Consider the following 19,930-nt stretch of genomic DNA (forward strand, 5'->3'; position numbering starts at 1 on the left):
CGGGCGGGGCGTGGGGGGGCCCCCCCCCCCCCCCCGCCGGGGCCCCCCGGCCCCCCGGGGCGGGGGGGGGGCCCCCCCCCCCGACGGGGGGGGGCGGGGGGGCCCGGGGGGGCCCCCCCGGCCCGCCGTCGCGCGAGCCCGTGCCGCGCGGGGTCACCGCCGTACGGGCGGGCCGAACCACGTGGTGAGGGCCGCCCGCAGCGCGGAGGTGTCGAGCCTCGCGCCCGCCGCGGCCACCCAGGCGACATGGCCGTCGGGACGGACGAGGAGCGCCGCCGGGGCGGGCACCTCACCGACGACCGGGACCGGCCAGTGGTCGTCCTCGCTGCGCGCCTCGACGAGGTCGACGCGATCGGCCCAGCGCCCGGCGATCGCCGTGAGTGCCGCGCTGCCGCCCAGGTCGAACAGCACGGGCCGGCCGGCGTGCAGCAGCTCGAAGACACGGGTGGCGCCGTCGGCCGTCTTGAGGCCGGCGTCGGGGACCCGGCGCCCGGTCAGCGGATGGTCGCCGTCGACCGCGTACCGCACGTCCAGCGCGGTGAGCATGACGCGCAGCTGCCGGTTGACGTCGTCGAGCACCATGAGCGAACCGAACACCTCACGCAGCGCGTCCGTCTGGGGGCCGGGACGGGCCAGCGCCGACTGCGCCCGCGTGTTGTGCAGCACGCGCTCCGCGACGGGATGCCGCTCGGAGTGGTAGCTGTCCAGCAGGCTCTCCGGCGCCCGGCCGCGTACCACCGCGGCGAGCTTCCAGCCGAGGTTGACGGCGTCCTGCACGCCCATGTTCAGTCCCTGCCCGCCGGCCGGGAAGTGGATGTGCGCCGCGTCGCCCGCGAGCAGCACCCGGCCCTGCCGGTACCGGGCGGCCTGCCGTGCGGCGTCGTTGAACCGGGAGACCCACCGCGGGCTGTGCATGCCGAAGTCCGTGCCGGCCAGCCTGACCAGCGACTGGCGGAGCTGCTCGAACGTCGGGGGTTCGTCCCGGTCCACGACCCGGTCGTACTCGGACGTGATCACCCGGTACCAGCCCGGCTCGAAGGCGATCGCCGAGTAGTCGCCGGTCGCGCAGCGCCGCACCCAGACGTACTCCTCGGGCAGGTCCGGAAGTTCGACGTCGCCGATGAGCGCGGTCATCGTGGCCGGCGTGCCGGGGAAGTCGATGCCCGCCAGTTTGCGGACCGTGCTGCGCCCGCCGTCGCAGCCCACGAGGTAGCGGGCGCGCAGTGCCGCGGGCGCCGCCTGTGCCGTCGGCACCGTGTCCAGCTCGACCGTCACACCCGACGCGTCCTGGCGGACCCCGCTCACCCCGCACGACCTGCGCACCCGCACGCCGAGCTCGGCCGCCCACTCCTCGAGGAGCTGCTCGATGACGGACTGCAGGATCATCAGCGGGTACGGGTGCCGGGACTCGGACTCGTCGAAGTCCAGGTAGAGGCCGGAGAAGTGGCCCACCGGCTGCAGTTCGCCGGCCGCGAGGAAGCGGTCGAGGACTCCGCGCTGGTCCAGCACCTCCAGGGTGCGGGAGTGCATCCCGCCGGCCCGTGACTCGCCCGTACGGTCCGCGAGCCGCTCGACCACCAGCACGTCGACGCCCGCGAGCCGCAGTTCGCAGGCGAGCATCAGGCCGGTCGGCCCGGCGCCCGCGATCACCACGTCCGCGTCCATTTCGGAATTCGCCACGTCATCGCCCTTTGATTCCACTGCTTCTCCACCTTTTCTCGAGTGCGGCTCCACAGGCGTCGAAGTACTTTCGCTTTCCCGCACTTCCCGTGTCCCGCTCGCACTTCTCGTGTCCCGCCGGCGGGACGGTCCCGCGGGAGCAGATGGTCCGCAAGGCGTCAGCATGCGGGCCCGCCGGTCCACTCTCAACCCCGTCGGCCGCCGCATACCGCGCACCGCGGGAACGGTGTGAACGGACCCGAATTCACGCGACACTCGACGCGGCCGTTCAAGAAATGTGTCTCGCCGGCGGGACAGTGCAAAGGGCCCTGGTGGCCGCAGTGGCGGTGGCGGTCCGAAGACGGGGCCGAAATGGACGCGAGCGGATACTCCCGGTCGGCGGAGGAAGGAAAGAATGGCAATGGAATCCTCACCGCAAGTTGTTCACCGGCAGGACCAGCAGGACCAGAACGAGCAGCAGGACCAGAACGACCTGCAGGACCGCCGAAACCCCGAAGGCGGACAGGACGGGACGCCGGCCCGGGAGATGGCGGCTCTGTGGGGGGAATACCTCAACCGTTCCGACGTCGGCCCGGACGACGACTTCTTCGCGCTCGGCGGCAATTCGCTCACCGGCATAAAGATCATCGACCGGGTGGCGCAGGACTACGGCGTCCAGCTGTCCGTGCGCGACTTCTACCTGGCGCAGACCCCGGCCCGGGTCGCCGAGCTGATAGAGCAGGGGAGGGCGGCGGCGTGAGGTTGACGCCGGGTGCCGGGCGCGACATCGACCTCGACAGCGTCGACCTGTTCGACCTGGACCTCTACACGTCGGGCGATCCGCACCCGGTCTGGGACGTGATGCGGGCGAAGGCACCCCTGCACCACCAGGTCCTGCCCGACGGCCGGGAGTTCTGGTCGGTGACCCGCTACGACGACGTCTGCCGCGTCCTGGGCGACCACCGCGAGTTCACCTCGGAACGCGGCACGGTCCCCACCCACCTCGGCACGGACGACGTCGCGGCCGGTGTGCTGATGACGTCCACCGACCCGCCGCGGCACACCGAGGTCCGCCGGCCCCTCGGCTCCAAGCTCACCGCACGGGCCGTGAAGTCCTGGGAGGACAGCATCCGCGGGACGATCCGGCGCTTCCTCGAACCGGCGCTCGACGGCGGGACGTTCGACCTGGCCGAGAAGGCACTGCTGCTGCCGGCGATGGTCACGGGCCCGCTGCTGGGGATCCCCGCGAAGGACTGGGAGGAACTCGTCCAGCTGACCGCGATGGTGACGGCCCCCTCGGACCCGCACTTCACGATGGGCAGCGAGGCCGCGACCCTGGCCATCTCCCACCACGAACTCGTCACCTACGTCAAGGACTGGGTCAGGGACCGGCGGACGACCGGCGACGAGGACGACAGCCTCCTCCACCACCTCATGAGCGTCCGGCCGGGAGGCGCGCCGCTGACCGACGAGGAGATCGCCCTCGACGGCTACAGCATCCTCCTGGGCGCCAACGTGACGACCCCGCACACCGTCTCGGGCACCGTGCAGGCACTCATCGAGCACCCCGAGCAGTTCGCCAAGGCACAGGCCGACCCGACGCTGGTCCCGAACCTCGTCGAGGAAGGGCTGCGCTGGACCTCGGCCGCCTGCAACTTCATGCGGTACGCGGTGGACGACGTCGAGATCGGCGGAGGCACCGTGCCGGCCCGCGGGGCGGTCGTCGCGTGGATCGGCTCGGCCAACCGGGACGAGTCCCGCTTCCCCGACCCGCACACCTTCGACATCACGCGCGCCGGTGCCAAGCGCCAGGTCGCGTTCGGGTTCGGACCGCACTTCTGCATCGGGGCGCCGCTGGCCCGGATGACGCTGCGCGTCTTCTTCGAGGAACTGCTCCAGCGGTTCGGATCGATCGACCTGGCCGGCGAACCGCAGCACCTGCGGTCCTACTTCATCGCCGGGATGACCCACCTGCCCATCGTCGCCCAGAAACGGCAGCTGCCATGACCTCCGGCTCCGCCACCGCGCCCGCGGCCCCCTCACCGTGGTTCGTCAGGCCGCAGTCCACCGGGCACCCGGCCCGGATCTTCTGCTTCCCCTTCTCCGGGTCCGGGGCGTCCGCCTTCAGCTCCTGGCCGGCCGTGATCGGCGACGCCGAGGTCTGCCCGGTGCAGTTCCCCGGCCGGGAGAACCGCCTCGGCCACCCCCACTACGGCACCTACGAGAACCTCGCCGCCGACCTGGCCGAAGCGCTCACGCCGCTGCTGGACAGGCCGTTCACGTTCTTCGGGCACTGCGCCGGAGCACTGCCCGCCTACGAGACCGTCCTCAGGCTCGCCGCACTCGGCCTGCCCACCCCCGAGCGCCTGTTCGTGTCCGGCCAGCCGGCCCCGCACGACGCCGCCCGCGACCGGATGCTCACCCTGTCCGAGCCCGAACTGCGCGCCGAACTGGAGGCGTTCATCCGCGGCCGGGGGATCGAACCGCGGCCCGACATGGTCGACCTGGGCCTGACCGTGCTGCTGCGTGACCACGCCGCCGCGGGCGCCTACCGGCGTACGGAGCCGGTCGCGGTGCCCTGCCCCGTCGCCGTACTGCACTGGCGGGACGACCCCGACACGAGCCTCGACGAGCTCCAGGGATGGCGCCGGTACGCGGACCCGGTCGACTTCCAGGTCGTCGACGGCGGCCACTACGACTTCATGGACGCGCCGGACGAACTGCTCAGGGCACTGACCCGCCGGCGGTGAGAGCGCCGCAGCCCGCACGAACCGCACGAGCCGCACGCCGAGGGAACCGGAAGGAAGACGAATGAGTGGTACAGCCACCGGCATCGCCGTCATCGGGATGTCGTGCCGCTTCCCCGGCGTACGGAACCCGGACGAGTTCTGGAGCCTGCTGATGGCGGGCGGATCGACCGTCGGGACGTTCCCCGAGCAGCGGGCGGCCGACGCGACGCACACGTCCCACCCGGACGCCGACACCTTGGAGCGGGGGTCGTTCCTCGGCTCCGTCGACACCTTCGACGCGCCCTTCTTCGGTACGGGGCCCGCCGAGGCGGCCGCCATGGACCCCGCGCAGCGGCTCGGCCTGGAACTCGCCTGGGAGGCCGTCGAGGACGCCGGCGTCCCGGCGGCCGCGCTCGCGGGCCGCGACATCGACGTGGTGGTCGCCACCGCGCCCTCCGGGTACGAGACACTGCGCAGACTGTCCGGCAGCGACCGGGACGACCACTACGCCGCGCTCGGCTCCAGCGGCGCGCTGATCGCGAACCGCATCTCGCACCTGTTCGACGTCCGCGGCATGAGTTTCTGCGCGGACTCCGGCCAGTCCTCCTCCCTCGTGTCGCTGGCGCTGACCTGCGAACGCATCCGCAGCGGCGCCGTCGACCTGGCGCTCGCGGGCGGCGTACACCTGATCGTCGACCCGGCGGCCGGCGGCGCCCTGGCGAACCTGGGTGCCCTGTCGCCCGACGGCCGCTGCTTCACCTTCGACGAACGGGCCGGCGGGTTCGCCCGCGGGGAGGGCGGGGTGTTCGTCCTGCTGAAGCGCCTCGACCTCGCCGTCGCCGACGGCGACCACGTCTACGCGGTGGTCCGCGGCTGGGGCGTCGGCAACGGCGGCGCCACCACCCGCATGCCGGACCCCAGCCCCGGCGGGCAGGCGGCGGCCGTGCTGGCCGCCCTGGACCGCGCGGACGTCCCGTTCGACGGCGTCGACTACGTCGAGGCCCACGGCACCGGCACCCGGCTCGGCGACCCGGCCGAGATCGCCGGACTGCGCGAGGTGTTCGCGAGGACCGGCCGCAGCCGCCCCCTGGTCATCGGCTCGGTGAAGACGAACGTCGGACACCTGGAACCGGCCGCCGGCCTGACCGGCTTCGTGAAGGCGGCCCTGTGCGTGGACCGCGCGCACCTGGTGCCGAGCCTCAACTTCCGCTCCCCGAACCCCGCGATCGAGGACTTCCACCGGGACTTCGAGGTCCCGACCGGCCCACGCCCCTGGCCGGACACACCCGGCCGGCCGCGCCGGGCCGGGGTGTCGGCGTTCGGCATGGGCGGCACCAACGCGCACGTCATCCTCGAACAGGCCCCCGGGACACCGGCCGGGCCGCCCCCCACCGACGCCGCCACCACCCCCGCGGAGGTGCTGCCGTGGGTGCTGTCGGCGCGCTCGGAACCCGCCCTGCGGGAACAGGCGGCCCGGCTGCGGGAGCACCTGGACGCGCACCCGTCGCTGCCGGTGGCCGACGTGGCGCACTCACTGGTGTCGACACGCTCCCTGTTCGAGCACCGGGCGGTCGTGCTCGCCGGCGGCCGTGCGCAGGCGCTGGCCGGCCTCGACCTGCTGGCGGCGGGCGGCGACTCGGCGCGGGTGGTCCGCGGGACCGCCACCGGACCGGCCGGCCCGGTCGTCTTCGTCTTCCCCGGCCAGGGCTCGCAGTGGCCGGGCATGGGCAGACAGCTGTACGCCCGCTCCGAGGTCTTCGCGCGCTCGGTCGACGCGTGCGCGCGGGCCCTCGCGCCGTGGGTGGACTGGTCCCTGGTGGACGTGGTGACCGGCGCGCCCTCGGCCGCGTCGCTGGAGCGGGTGGACGTCGTCCAGCCGGCGCTGTTCGCGATGATGGTGTCACTGGCACAGGTGTGGCGCTCGTTCGGCGTGGTCCCCGACGCCGTGGTGGGGCACTCGCAGGGCGAACTCGCCGCGGCGTGCGTGTCGGGCGCGCTGTCGCTCGACGACGCGGCGCGGATCAGTGCCCTGCGCAGCAGGGCACTGACCGGACTGTCCGGCCTCGACGGCGGGATGAGCGCGGTCGCCGCGCCCCGCGCATGGGTCGAGGACCGGCTGGAGCGGTGGTCCGGGCGGATCTCCGTGGCCGCCGTCAACGGACCGGCGTCGGTGGTGGTCGCCGGAGACGGCGAGGCCCTGGACGCGTTCGCCGCGGCGGCGGACACCGACGGTGTCCGGGTGCGGCGCATCAAGGTGGACTACGCGTCGCACTCCCACCACGTCGAACGCATCCGTGCACGTCTCCTTGAGGACACCGCGGGCATCACGCCGCGGGAATCGGCCGTGCGGTTCCACTCCACCGTCACCGGCGGCCTCCTCGACACCCGCCTGCTCGACGGCCCGTACTGGTACGACAACCTGCGCTCGATGGTGCGCTTCGGCGAGGTCGTCGAGGACCTGATGCGTACCGGCGACGGCGGTGTCTTCGTGGAGGTCGGCCCGCACCCCGTGCTCCAGGTGGCGATGGAGGAGGCCGCCGACGCACTGGCGTCGCCACCGGTGCTGGCGAGCACCCTCGACAAGCGCGACGGAAGCACCGGCAGGTTCCTGGAGTCCCTGGCCGGACTGCACGTGCGCGGCGTGCCCACCGACTGGACGGCGGCGTTCGCCGCGGACCGGCCGCGCCGCACCGGCCTGCCCACCTACCCGTTCCAGCGGGAGCGGTACTGGCTGACGGCGCCCGCGGACGCCGGCGCCAGGGACGGCACGGCCGCGCGGGCGGACGGACCGGACGCGAGCGGCCGGGCAGCTGCACCGGCCTCGGAGGCGGCGGTCCTCACCCTCGTGTGCGCCGAGGCGGCGGCGCTGCTGAGCGAGAAGGGAACGGCTCCGACGAGCGCGGACCTCGCGGTGAGGTCGTCCGAGACCTTCAAGTCCCTCGGCTTCGACTCGTCGATGGCCGTGAGCCTGCGCAACCGGCTCAGCGCGGCGGCCGGCGTACGGCTCCCCGCGACGGTCGCGTTCACCCACCCCACACCGCAGGGGCTCGCCCGGCACGTCTTCTCCCTCGTCGAGCCGCCGGAGCCCGAGGCCCCGGACGCCGACGCCGTGGAGGAAGCAGTCCCCGAACGCCGCAGTGACGACGACCTGTACGCCCTGATCGACCGCGGATACATGTAGCCGGCACCGCGGCACCGTTCTTCTTAGCGACTGTTGGGGGAGGCCCTGGTGGAGGATGTCGACAAGCTCCGGTCCTATCTGCGACGCGCCGTAGGCGACGCGCAGGACCTGCGCGAGCGGGTGCGCGAGCTGGAGGAGTCCGCGCGCGAGCCCGTCGCGGTCGTGGGCGTGGGATGCCGCTTCCCCGGCGGGGTGACGTCCCCCGAAGGTCTGTGGGGCGTGGTGTCCGACGGGGTGGACGCGATGAGCGGCTTCCCGGACGACCGCGGCTGGGACCTGGAGGCGCTGTACGACCCGGACCCCGAGGCACCCGGCAAGACGTACACGCGCACCGGTGGCTTCCTGCACGGACTCCCCGAGTTCGACGCGCCGTTCTTCGGCATCAGCCCGCGCGAGGCGCTGGCGATGGACCCCCAGCAGCGGGTGATGCTGGAGACGTCCTGGGAGGCGCTGGAACGGGCGGGCATCGACCCGGCCGCCCTGCGCGGTTCGCCGACCGGCGTGTTCACCGGGCTCTACGGCGTCGACTACGGCCCGCGGATGGGCGGCGGGGCGGCCGGTGAGGTGGAGGGCTTCTCCCTCACGGGCACGCACACCAGCGTGGCCTCCGGCCGGGTGTCGTACACGCTGGGCCTGGAGGGCCCGGCCGTGTCGACCGACACCGCGTGCTCGTCGTCCCTCGTCGCCGTCCACCAGGCCGTGCGGTCCCTGCGTTCCGGGGAGTGCACCCTGGCGCTGGCCGGCGGAGTGTCGGCGCTGCCGACTCCCGGGATGTTCGTGGAACTCGCCCGCCAGCGCGGCGTGTCGGCCGACGGCCGGTGCAAGGCGTTCGCCGACGCGGCCGACGGCACCGGCTTCTCCGAGGGCGCGGGCGTCCTCGTCCTGGAGCGGCTCTCCGACGCGCGGCGCAACGGACGCCGGATCTGGGCCGTCATCCGCGGCTCGGCGGTCAACCAGGACGGCGCGTCCAACGGCCTGACCGCGCCCAACCCGCTGGCGCAGGGCCGGGTCATCCGGGCCGCCCTGGCCGACGCCGGACTGCGGCCGGGCGACGTGGACGCCGTGGAGGCGCACGGCACCGGCACGAAGCTCGGCGACCCCATGGAGGCGGAAGCGCTGCTGGCCACCTACGGCCAGGACCGCGACTCCCGCGACCCGCTGTGGCTCGGGTCGCTGAAGTCGAACATCGGACACACGCAGGCCGCCGCGGGTGTCGGCGGAATCATCAAGATGATCATGGCGATGCGGCACGGGGTGCTCCCCAGGACACTGCACGTGGACCGCCCGTCGAGCCACGTGGACTGGTCCTCCGGAGCGGTCGAACTGCTCACCGAGGCCAGGCGTTGGACCACGGCACCGGACCGCCCCCGGCGGGCCGGCGTCTCCAGCTTCGGCATCAGCGGCACCAACGCCCACCTGATCCTCGAACAGCCCCTCGACCCCACCGGGCGGACCCCCGACCCGGCCGCCGGACAGGCGCCCGCCGGTGACACCGGGGCGGTGCCGTGGGTGCTGTCCGCGCGCTCGGCCGAGGCACTGCGGGAGCAGGCACTGCGGCTGCGCGAACACGTGGCCGCCGACACGGACCTGCCGCTCCTGGCCGTGGGACACGCACTGGCCACGACACGGTCGCTGTTCGAGCACCGCCACGTGGTGATCGGCGCCGACCGCGGCGAACTGCTCGCCGCGCTGGCCGCCGCCGCGGGCGACGAGGCTGGCTCCGCCGTGGTGTCCGGGGTCGCGAGGCCGGTGGGCAGGACCGTGTTCGTGTTCCCGGGCCAGGGGGCCCAGTGGGCCGCGATGGGACGGGAGCTGTGGGAGACCTCTCCGGTCTTCGCCGAGGAACTGCGCGCGTGCGCGCGGGCGCTCGAACCGTATGTGTCCTGGCCGCTGGTCGACACCGTGTGCGGCGGACCGCGGGCCGCGGACCTGGAGGACGTGGCCGTCGTCCAGCCCGTGCTGTTCGCGGTGATGGTGTCGCTCGCGAAGGTGTGGCGTTCCCTGGGGGTGACCCCCGAGGCGGTGATCGGCCACTCCCAGGGGGAGATCGCCGCGGCCTGCGTCGCGGGCGTCCTGACCCTCGATGACGCCGCCAGGATCGTGGCCGTACGGTCCCGGCTGCTGGCCACGGCCGCCGGAGAGGGCAGCATGGCCGCCGTCCTGCTGCCCGAGGACCGGGTGCGGGAACTGCTGGACCGGTGGGACGGCCGGGTCGGGATCGCCGCGGTCAACGGACCGAACTCGACGACCGTCTCGGGTGAGACCCCGGCCGTCCGGGAACTGGTCGCCGCCTGCGAGGCAGCGGGCGCCCGCGCCCGCATGGTCAAGTCGAGCGTCCCCGGACACTCGTCGCTGATGGACCGGTTCGACGGCCCGCTCCAGGAGGAACTGGGCCGGATCACGCCCGCGCCCTCGACCGTGGCGGTCTACTCGACGGTGACCGGCGACCTGATCGACCCCGCGCGACTGGACACGGCCTACTGGTTCCGCAACCTGCGCGAGCCGGTCCGCTTCGAGGCGGCCGTGCGGCGCCTCGTCGAACAGGAGCCCCACGCCACGGTCGTCGAGGTCAGCCCGCACCCGCTGCTCACGATGACCGTCCAGGAGATGTTCGACGCCGCGCCCGGTGCCACCGGGTTCGCGGTCGGCTCGCTGCGCCGCGACGAGGGCGGCCTCGCCCGGCTGTACCGGTCGGCGGCCGAGGCATTCGTGGCCGGCGCCTCGGTGTCCTGGGAGAACGCGTTCCCCGGCTGGGACGGCCGGCGGGCCGAGCTGCCCACGTACGCCTTCCAGCGGCAGCGCCTCTGGCTGGAGACACCCCACGAGACCACCACCGGGAGCACCTCGGACCACCCGCTGCTCGACACCGTGATCGACGTGCCCGACGACGCCGGGGAGCACACCGCGGTGGTGGGCGGCGGACGCCTGTCGCTGGAGCGTCACCCCTGGCTCGCCGACCACGTCGTCCACGGCGCCGTCGTGGTGCCGGCCACGGCGCTGACGGAACTGGCGGTGTGGGCGGCGCACCAGGCCGGCTGCGACGTCGTCCACGAACTCACCCTGGAGAGCCCGCTGGTGCTGTCCCGGACCGCCGACCGCGAGATCCGGGTCGTCGTCGACGGCCGGCGCGGGGTCAGCGTCCACTCACGCGGCGAGGGCGAGGCGCAGTGGACACGCAACGCCGTCGGCGTCGCCGGGTCCGGCGCCGCCCGCACCGGCGCGGACGGAAGCCTCACCGCGTGGCCCCCCGCGGGCGCCGTCGCGGTGCCCTTCGAGGACGAGTACACCCGGCTGTCCGCCCTCGGCTTCGGCCACGGGCCCCTGCTCCGCGGTCTGCGGAAGGTGTGGCGCCGCGACGACACCCTGTTCGCGGAGGTGGAACTGCCCGCGTCCGACGGCGCGGACCGGAGCCGGTTCCGGATCCACCCGGCGCTGCTGCACGCCGCGCTGCTCCCGGTCGGCCTGGGCCGCATCGTCGACACCTCCCGGCCCGAGGGCTGGCTGCCGTACCGTCTGACGGGCGTCAGGATGAACTCCGCCCGGTCGGCCGCGCTGCGCGTACGCCTCGAACCCGCCGGGGAGAACGCGCTGACCGTGACCCTCGCGGACCGCGACGGCGCACCCGTCGGCGGTGTCGAATCGCTGAGCCTGCGGCCCGTGGACGTGGGGCAGCTGACCGAGCTGAGCTTCGACCACCAGGACTCGCTGTTCCGGATCGACTGGCAGCCCCTCCCGGCGGCGGCCGCCGGAGCGGCCGGCCCGTACGCGGTGCTGGGCACCTCCGACCCGTACGCCGCGCCGGACGGACGGGCCGCCGGTGTCTTCCCCGGCCTCGACGAACTCGCCGCCTCCGACGGGGAGAAACCCCCGTACGTCATCGCCGCGGTCGGCGGGGCCGACGGGGCGGACACCGACGACGGCGCCACCCCCGAGGCCGCCCGGAGCAACGTCCACCGGGTCCTGCGGTGGACGCAGCGCTGGCTCTCCGACGACCGGTTCGCCGCCTCGCGCCTGGTCGTGGTGACGCGCGGCGCGTTCCACGACGGACCGGCGTCCCCGGTGGACCCCGCGGCCACCGCGGTCTGGGGCTTCCTGCGCACCGCGCAGACCGAGAACCCGGGCCGGTTCACGCTCGTGGACACCGACGGCCGGCCCGAGTCGCCGGCCGCCGTCCGGGCCGCGGCCGGGACCGGGGAACTCCAGCTCAGGATCCGGGCCGGCGACGTGAGCGTCCCGCAACTGGTGCGCGCCCAGGGCGCCTCCACCGGCGGTGGCGGATCCCCCGAGGGGGCACGGGACCTCCCCGCCCTCGGCACCGGAACCGTCCTGATCACCGGTGGCACCAGCGGTCTCGGCGCGATGCTCGCCCGGCATCTCGTGGAGCGGCACGGCGTACGCCGGCTGCTGCTGACCAGCAGGCGGGGACCGGCGGCTCCGGCGGCGGCAGCGCTGCGGGAGGAACTGACCGGGGCGGGAGCCGAGGTCGAGATCGTGGCCTGCGACGTCACGAGCCGGACGTCCCTCGCCGCGCTGATCACGGCGGTGCCGGCCGAGCACCCGCTGTCGGCGGTGATCCACTGCGCGGGTGTGCTGGACGACGGTGTCGTCGAGGCCCTGACCGAGGACCGCGTCGACGCGGTGCTCGCGCCGAAGGTGCGGGGTGCCTGGCACCTGCACGAGCTGACCAGGCACCTGGACCTGTCCGCGTTCGTCCTGTTCTCCTCCGTCGCGGGCGTGCTCGGGACGGCCGGGCAGGCCAACTACGCGGCGGCCAACGCGTTCCTCGACGGACTGGCGCAGGCGCGCCGGTCCGCGGGACTGGCCGCCACCGCGCTGTGCTGGGGCTTCTGGGAGCAGCGCAGCGAGATGAGCGCCGACCTCGTCGACGCGGACCTCGTACGCCTGCACCGCCAGGGCGTGCTGCCGATGTCGTCGCGGGAGGGGCTCGCGCTCTTCGACGCGGCGACCTCGGTCGACGAGCCGGTGCTGGTGCCCACCCGGCTGAACCTCCCGGCACCGGGCGCGCCGAACGCCGGTGACCTGGGCTCGCCGCTCCTGCGCACGCTGACCGGGACGTTCGGCACAGCCGGCGGCACGGCGGGCCGGGAGCCCACCGACGCCGGACTCGCGCAACGGCTGCGGACGCTGCCGGCGGACGAGGCGCAGGCGGCACTGCTCGACGCCGTCCGGACACAGACCGCGCTCGTCCTCGGCCACCCGGACACCGGCAGGATCGCTCCCGCCGCCACGTTCAGGAAGCTGGGGATCGACTCGCTCACGGCGCTGGAGCTGCGGAACAAACTGTCCGCGGTGACCGGCCTGAAGCTGCCCGCCACACTCGCCTTCGACCACCCCAACCCGGCGGCCCTCGCACAGTTCCTGAACGCGAGGGTCCCCCGGGACGCGGACGCCGCCCCGCAGTCCCCGGCCGATCACCTGGCCAGGGAGATCGAAGGGCTCGGCGCCCGGCTGGAGGACGCGTTCGGCACGCTCGCGGAGGCCGACCAAGCCACCATCTCCACTCTTCTCGGCGAACTGCAGGACCGCGTCCGGGCGCCGGCGGGCGTCGGAGCACCGGCCGGCATCGCCGACCGGATCAGTTCGGCCTCGGTGGGAGACCTTCTCTCGCTGCTGGACAAAGAGCTCGGCTAGGGGAAATCGATGACCAACGACAACAACGCCGATGTCCTCGACTACCTCAAGCGGACATCGATCGAGCTCCTGGAGACGCGCAAGCGCCTGAAGGAACTGACCGACGCCGCCGCCGAACCCATCGCGGTGGTGGGGGTCGCCTGCCGCTTCCCGGGCGGCGCGAGCACCCCCGAGGCGCTGTGGGACCTGGTGCGGTCGGGCGCGGACGTCGTCTCCGGCTTCCCCGAGGACCGCAACTGGGACCTGGAGGCCCTCGCCGACCCGGACCCGGACCGGCCCGGCGCCGTCTCCACCCGCTCCGGCGGCTTCCTGTACGACGCCGGTGACTTCGACGCCGAGTTCTTCGAGCTCAACCCGCGCGAGGCGCTCGCCGCCGACCCGCAGCACCGGCTCCTCCTGGAGACCTCGTGGGAGTCCCTGGAACGGGCCGGCATCGACCCGCAGACCCTGCGCGGCAGCAGCACCGGCGTCTTCGCCGGCCTCGCGTACTTCGGGTACGGCAACCACTTCCACACCCCCGAGGCCATCGCGGGCTACGGGCAGACCGGTTCCCTGCTGAGCGTGGCGTCCGGCCGGGTGTCGTACGCGCTGGGCCTGGAGGGCCCGGCCGTGTCGACCGACACCGCGTGCTCGTCGTCGCTCGTCGCGGTGCACCAGGCGTCGCAGTCGCTGCGCCAGGGCGAATGCGGCCTCGCCCTGGCCGGCGGCGTCACCGTCATGGCGACGACACAGGTCCTCCGCGAGATGTCGAAGCTGCGGGGCCTGTCGGCGGACGGCCGCTGCAAGGCGTTCGCCGACGCGGCCGACGGCACCGGCTTCTCCGAGGGCGTCGGCATGCTCGTCCTGGAGCGGCTCTCCGACGCGCAGCGCAACGGGCGCCGGATCTGGGGCGTGATCCGCGGCTCGGCCGTCAACCAGGACGGCGCCTCCAACGGCCTCACCGCGCCGAACGGGCCCGCCCAGGAGCGCGTCATCCGGGCGGCACTGGCGAACGCCCGCCTCCGGAGCGGCGACGTCGACGTGGTGGAGGCGCACGGCACCGGCACGACCCTCGGCGACCCCATCGAGGCACAGGCGCTGCTCGCCACCTACGGGCAGGACCGGGACGCGGGCAGCCCGCTGTGGCTGGGGTCGCTGAAGTCGAACATCGGTCACACACAGGCCGCCGCGGGTGTCGGCGGTGTCATCAAGATGCTCATGGCGATGCGGCACGGGGTGCTGCCGAAGACGCTCCACGTGGACCGCCCGTCGTCGCACGTCGACTGGTCGGCCGGCGCGGTGGAACTGTTGACCGAGGCCCGCGACTGGGCCGACGCGCCGGGACGCCCCCGCCGGGCCGGCGTCTCCAGCTTCGGGGCCAGCGGCACCAACGCCCACCTGATCCTCGAACAGGCACCCGAGCCCCTCACCCGGACACCCGGGCAGGAGACGGCCCCCGACACCGCCGTCCCCGCGCCGGGCGCCACAGAAGGCATCCCGGGAGGACTCGTACCGTGGGTGCTCTCGGCCCGCTCGGAGCAGGCCCTGCGCGGCCAGGCCCGGAAACTGCGCGACTTCGCCGCCGCCGATCCGCAGGCGGCGATCGAAGGCATCGGCGCGTCACTGGTCGCGGAACGGGCGCGGTTCGAGCACCGGGCGGTGGTGCTGGGAGGCGGCCGGGACGAACTGCTGAGCGCGCTGGCGTCGCTCGGCGAGGGCACGGAGTCCGCCGCGGTGGTGCGCGGCACCGCCGGTGAACGTGGCGGCACCGTCTTCATGTTCCCCGGCCAGGGCTCGAAGTGGGCCGGTGTCGCCGGGCAGTTGTACGACGCCTTCCCCGTCTTCGCCCAGAGCCTCGACGAGGTCTGCGCCCGCTTCGACGCGCACCTCCCCTTCGCCCTGAAGCCGGTGCTCCTCGCCGACGAGCCCGCGCGGAGCGAGCGCACCGACGTCATGCAGCCGGCGCTGTTCGCCCTCCAGGTCGCCCTGTACCGGCTCGTCGTCCGGTACGCCCCGCGGCCGGACTTCCTCATCGGGCACTCCGTCGGCGAGATCGCCGCGGCCCACGTCAGCGGAGTCCTCGACCTGGACACCGCGACCCGGCTCGTGGCCGCACGCGGACGGGTCATGCAGACCGTCACCGAGCGCGGCGCGATGCTGGCGGTCCGCGCCTCGGAGACCGAGGTGCGCACCCTGCTCGGCCGGTACGAGCGCGTCGGCGTCGCCGCCGTCAACGGCCCCGAGTCCGTGGTGGTCTCAGGGCTCCGCGACGAGGTCCACGACCTCCGCGACCGGCTCCTCGCCGACGGCAGGTCGGCCAAGCTGCTCCCGGTCGACCACGCCTTCCACTCCCCGCTCATGGACCCCGTCCTGGCCGAGTTCGCGCAAGCGCTCCAGGAACTGCCCGCCGGCGGCGGGCTGTCGGTCCCGATCGTCTCGACGAGGCTGGGCCGCGAGGCCACGCTCCAGGAGCTGACGTCCGCCGCCCACTGGGTGAGCCACGTCCGCGAACCCGTCCGCTTCCACGACGCGGTGCAGTGCGCCCGCGCGGCCGGTGCGGACGTCTTCCTCGAAGTGGGCCCGGGAGCGACGCTCGCGAGCATCACCCAGGAGATCCTCACCGGCGAGGGCGTGCACGACGCGGCGGCCCTGTCCGCGTCGCGCGGGGACCGCGGCGGACCCCGGGCGCTGCTCACCGCGCTGGCACAGCTGCACGTGCGGGGCGTGGCGGTGGACCTCGGCGCCCTGGTGGGGACGCACCCCGGGGTGGACCTCCCGACGTACGCGTTCCAGCGGCAGCGGTACTGGCTGGACCTGCTGGCCGGGATGCGGACGGCGGACGTGACCTCCGCCGGCCTGTCGGTTCCGGACCACCCGCTGCTGGGCGCCGTGCTGGACCACCCCGCCGGCGACGAGGTGGTGTTCACCGACCTGTGGTCCCTGCGCACCCACGACTGGCTGGCCGACCACGCCGTGTTCGGCTCGGCCGTCGTACCGGCGACGGCCTATCTCGACCTGGCGCTGTCGGTGGGCGGCCACGTCGGGTGCCCCGTCGTCGGGGAACTCTCCCTGGAAGTCCCCCTGATCCTCCCCGACACGGGCGACGTGCGGGTGCGGATCGTCGTCGGCGCCGCGGACGAGGCGGGCCGCCGCTCCCTGGACGTGTACTCGAGCCCCGCCGGGGACGGCCCGGCGGCGGACGGCCGTACGGCCGGCGGCTGGACCCGCCACGCGATGGGCACCCTGTCACCCGACACGGCGGACACCCCCGACCGGCCGCGGACCGCCGCGCGGGAGGACGACCCGCGCCCGCTCGCCGTGTGGCCCCCGGCCGGGGCCACACCCCTGCACCTGGACGGCCTCTACGACTCCCTCGCCGACGCCGGCTTCGACTACGGCCCGACCTTCCGCGGCCTGCGCGAGGTGTGGCGGCGCGGCGACGACCTCTTCGCCCTCGCCACGCTCCCGCAGAGCGCCGGGAGCACGGCCGCGGGCCGCTTCGTCCTGCACCCGGCGCTGCTCGACACCGCGCTGCACGCGGTGGTGGCCGGCGGTGTCATCGAGGTGACGGGCGACCAGGGCTGGATGCCCTTCGCGTGGTCCGGCGTCTCGCCGGCCGGCGCGTGCGGCCCGACCGTCCGCGTCCGCCTCACCCCGGCCGGCGAGGGCGTCGTGTCCCTGGCCGTCGCCGACGAGCACGGCCGCGCCGTCGCGCACGTCGAGGCACTGACGTTCCGCCCGGCGAGCGCCGAGCAGGTACGCGCGGCACGCGCGGCACGCGCGGCACGCGCGGCACGCGGCGGACCGGAGCACCCGCTGTACGAACTGGACTGGCGGCCGGCCCCGCGGAGCACCCGGGAGACCCGCCCCGGACAGTGGGCCGTCCTCGGTACCGGGAACGGCCGGGCGGCCCGGCTCACCGCGGCCGGCCACGAGGGCGTCGTGCTCCACGGCTCCCTCGACGACGTCCTCACCACGGGGGAGGCACCCCGGCACCTCGTGCTGTGCCTGGACGACTTCGTCACCGCGGGACCCGACCTGCTCACCACGGTCGCCGCCGCCGACCACCACGTGCTCGAAGGGGTCCAGCGCTTCCTCGCCGACGAGCGGCTCGCGGCCACCACCTTGGTGGTGCTCACCTGCCGCGCCCAGAGCGCCGCCCCGGGGGACGGCGTCGAAAGCCTCGCCGGCGCGTCCGTGTGGGGCCTGGTCCGCTCCGCGCAGACCGAACACCCCGGCAGGCTCCGCCTCGTCGACATCGACGAGGAGGACACCTCCTGGGCACGCCTGCCGGACGCGCTCGCCCTCGACGAGGACCAGCTCGCCCTGCGCGCCGGCGCCTGCCTCGTCCCGCGCCTGACCCCGGCCGTCCCCGCGGACCACCGGATCGGGCCCGTACCGGCCGGCGCCCACCGGCTGGGCATCCCCACCAAGGGGACCCTGGAGAACCTGACCTGGATCCCGTGCCCCGAGGTGGAAGCACCCCTGGAGAGCGGGCAGGTCCGTATCGCCGTACAGGCCGCCGGGCTCAACTTCCGCGACGTCACGATCGCCCTCGGCCTCATCGACAGGACGGCCATCGACGCCGGACTCGGCAGCGAGGGCTCCGGAGTCGTCCTGGAGGTCGCCGACGACGTGACCCGTCTGTCGCCCGGCGACCGGGTGACCGGCATCTTCTCCGGCGCCTTCGGCCGCGTGGCGGTGGCGGACCACCGCATGCTCACCCCCGTCCCCGACGGCTGGAGCCACGCCGAGGCGGCGTCCGTACCGAGCACCTTCCTCACCGCCTACCACGCGCTGTGCCGCGTGCACCGACTCGCGAAGGGGCAGCGGATCCTCATCCACGCCGCCGCGGGCGGCGTCGGCATGGCCGCCGTGCAACTGGCCCGGCACCTAGGCGCCGAGGTGTACGCGACCGCGAGCCCCGCCAAGTGGGAGACCCTGCGCGCACTGGGCCTCGACGACGCGCACCTGGCGTCGTCGCGCGACCTGGAGTTCGCACGGAAGTTCCTGGACGCGACCGGCGGACGCGGCGTGGACGTCGTACTGAACTCCCTGGCGCACACGTTCGTCGACGCCTCGCTGACACTGCTCCCCGAGGGCGGCAACTTCATCGAGATGGGCAAGACGGACATCCGCGACCCCCGGCAGGTGGCCGCCGACCACCCCGGAGTCGTCTACGAGGCGTTCGACCTCTACGCGGCGGGCCCGGACGCGATCCACGACATGTTCCGGTCCGTCATGGACCTGTTCGCCGACGGGCGGCTGCGGCTGAACCCGGTCTCCGTCCGGCACGTCCGCGAGGCCCGCAAGGTGTTCCGCGAGATGAGCCAGGGCCGCCACGTCGGCAAACTGGTCCTGGAGGTGGGCGACGGCTTCGGCGGCGGCACCGTGCTGGTCACCGGCGGCACCGGAGGAGTGGGCTCCCTCGTGGCGCGGCACCTCGTCGCCGAACACGGCGTACGGAGCCTGCTGCTGACGAGCCGCCGGGGAACCGCGGCCGACGGGGCCCCGGAACTGGTCGCGGACCTGGAGGACGCCGGCGCCGCCGTGCGGATCGTGGCCTGCGACGTCGCCGACCGGGCCGCCGTGGCGGACCTGCTCGCCGACATGCCCCCGCGGTATCCGCTGACGGCGGTCGTGCACGCGGCGGGCGTACTGGCGGACGGCACCGTCGAGTCGATGACCGCGCGGAGCCTCGACCACGTGCTGCACGCCAAGGCCGGCGGCGCGGCCGTCCTGCACGAACTGACCCAGGACCACACCCTGTCGGCGTTCCTCCAGTTCTCCGCCCTCGCGGGCACCCTCGGCACCGCGGGACAGGCCAACTACGCCGCCGCGAACGCCTTCCTGGACGGCCTGGCGGCACGCCGCAGGGCGGCCGGACTCGTCGCCACCTCGCTGTGCTGGGGCTGGTGGGAGCAGAGCAGCGGCATGACCGAGGACCTGGACAGCGCCGACCTCTCCCGGCTGCGGCGCATGGGCATCGCCCCGATGCCGACCCCCGAGGCACTCGCCCTGTTCGACGCGGCGTGCGCGAGCGACCGGCCGGTCCTCGTACCCGCCCGGGTGGACGTCGCCGCGCTGCGCGGCAGGGCCGCTGACGACCTGCCGCCGCTCCTGCGCGGCCTCGCCGAGGCCGGCCGCCCGCGCCGCGACAGGACGGGCCCGGCCCAGGACGGCTCGCCCGGCCTGACCGCCCGCCTCGCCACCCTGCCGGCGGCCGAGGCCGGGGAAGCCGTCCTGGAGTGGGTCCTCGACCAGGTCGCCGTCGTCCTCGGACACCCCTCCGGCACGGCCGTCGACGCCGACCAGGCGTTCACCCAGCTCGGATTCGACTCCCTGACCTCCGTCGAACTGTGCAACCGCCTGGCCTCCTCGACCGGACTGAGGCTGGCCACCACCCTCGTCTTCAGCTACCCGACCCCCCGCGAACTCGGCGAGCACGTCCTCGGCCTGCTGCGGCCGGCCGCGGACGAGAACACGGACGGGGACACGGCCGAGGACGCCAGGATCCGGGAGGTGCTGCGGACCGTCTCCATCGACAGCCTGCGCGGTGCCGGCGTCCTGGAGCTGGTCCTGGCCTGCGCCGGCCCGCCCCCGCCGGACACCGGCACACAGCCCGCGGACACGGACACGGACGTGGACGCGGCCACTGGTGGCGACGAACTGACGGACCTGGACCTGGAAGCCCTGGTCGACCTGGCCCTCGACGAGAAGAGGTGACTGA

7 protein-coding genes are annotated in these 19,930 nt (G+C 74.3%); 6 read left to right on the forward strand and 1 reads right to left on the reverse strand.

Going from position 1 to position 19,930, the window contains the following annotated elements:
* Positions 1–153: 153 nt before the first annotated feature.
* Positions 154–1,665 (reverse strand): FAD-dependent monooxygenase, encoded by a 1,512-nt coding sequence (locus ACFYXC_RS35395; RefSeq protein ID WP_389556529.1) that lies wholly within the window; start codon positions 1,663–1,665, stop codon positions 154–156.
* Positions 1,666–2,080: 415 nt separating this feature from the next.
* Here ACFYXC_RS35395 and ACFYXC_RS35400 point away from each other — a divergent pair, with 415 nt between their 5' ends.
* From ACFYXC_RS35400 to ACFYXC_RS35425, 6 genes are all read left to right on the forward strand, one after another.
* Positions 2,081–2,419, forward strand: coding sequence for a phosphopantetheine-binding protein (locus ACFYXC_RS35400; protein ID WP_389556507.1), 339 nt, complete (start codon positions 2,081–2,083; stop codon positions 2,417–2,419).
* Positions 2,416–3,666: a cytochrome P450 gene (locus ACFYXC_RS35405; protein WP_389556509.1), complete on the forward strand. Its 1,251-nt coding sequence runs from the start codon at positions 2,416–2,418 to the stop codon at positions 3,664–3,666. The genes ACFYXC_RS35400 and ACFYXC_RS35405 overlap by 4 nt, the downstream gene beginning before the upstream one ends.
* Positions 3,663–4,409: a thioesterase II family protein gene (locus ACFYXC_RS35410; RefSeq protein ID WP_389556510.1), complete on the forward strand. Its 747-nt coding sequence runs from the start codon at positions 3,663–3,665 to the stop codon at positions 4,407–4,409. Before ACFYXC_RS35405 ends, ACFYXC_RS35410 begins: the two co-directional genes overlap by 4 nt.
* Before the next feature lie 61 nt (positions 4,410–4,470).
* Positions 4,471–7,569 carry a type I polyketide synthase gene (locus ACFYXC_RS35415; RefSeq protein WP_389556512.1) on the forward strand — a complete coding sequence of 1,033 codons (3,099 nt, stop codon included), beginning with the start codon at positions 4,471–4,473 and terminating at the stop codon, positions 7,567–7,569.
* A gap of 48 nt (positions 7,570–7,617) precedes the next feature.
* Complete coding sequence (locus ACFYXC_RS35420; protein WP_389556514.1) at positions 7,618–13,221, forward strand: SDR family NAD(P)-dependent oxidoreductase; 5,604 nt, start codon at positions 7,618–7,620, stop codon at positions 13,219–13,221.
* Positions 13,222–13,290: 69 nt separating this feature from the next.
* Entirely contained in the window at positions 13,291–19,926 is a 6,636-nt protein-coding gene (locus tag ACFYXC_RS35425) for a type I polyketide synthase (protein ID WP_389556531.1), read from the forward strand.
* Positions 19,927–19,930: the final 4 nt, after the last annotated feature.

It is taken from the genome of Streptomyces sp. NPDC002701, assembly GCF_042889045.1.
In the GTDB taxonomy this organism is placed as follows: Bacteria; Actinomycetota; Actinomycetes; order Streptomycetales; family Streptomycetaceae; genus Streptomyces.